Origin of the sequence: Phaeospirillum tilakii (assembly GCF_042683125.1) — a bacterium.
GTDB classification, from domain to species: domain Bacteria; phylum Pseudomonadota; class Alphaproteobacteria; order Rhodospirillales; family Magnetospirillaceae; genus Phaeospirillum; species Phaeospirillum tilakii.
The window spans coordinates 1-605 of sequence record NZ_JBHUIY010000117.1; the positions used below are offsets into that span (position 1 = coordinate 1).

The window sequence follows — 605 nt, forward strand, 5'->3', positions numbered from 1 at the left end:
TCGGCGTCGCATTTGGGGCAGAACGGATGTTCGCCCGGGATGTAGCCGTGCTTGGGGCAGATCGAGAAGGTCGGCGTCACGGTCAGATAGGGCAGCCGGAAATTCTCCAGGGCGCGGCGGACCAGCTTCTTGCAGGCCTCGGCCGAGGAGATCCGCTCGCCCATGTAGAGGTGGAGCACGGTGCCGCCGGTATATTTGCGCTGCAACGCGTCCTGGCGCTCCAGCGCCTCGAACGGATCGTCGGTGAAGCCGACCGGCAACTGGGTCGAGTTGGTGTAATAGGGCTGGTCGGCCGGGCCGGCCTGGAGGATGCCGGGGAAACGCTTGCGGTCCTCGCGGGCGAAGCGGTAGGTGGTGCCCTCGGCCGGGGTCGCCTCCAGATTGTAGAGGTGGCCGGTCTCCTCCTGGATCGCGACGATGCGGGCGCGGACATGGTCCATCAGCCGCAGCGCGAAATCATGGCCCCAGGCGGAGGTGATGTCCTCGGCGTCGGCGGTGAAGTTGCGGATCAGCTCGTTGACGCCGTTGATGCCGATGGTCGAGAAATGGTTGCGCAGGGTGCCGAGGTAACGCCGGGTGTAGGGGAACAGCCCGTCATCGATGTG

1 protein-coding gene is annotated in these 605 nt (G+C 66.0%); it reads right to left on the reverse strand.

Annotated features, from left to right (window positions below):
- Positions 1-605, reverse strand: a 605-nt coding sequence (gene nrdD, locus ACFSNB_RS18770) for an anaerobic ribonucleoside-triphosphate reductase (protein WP_377319348.1), incomplete at both ends; no start/stop codon positions are given.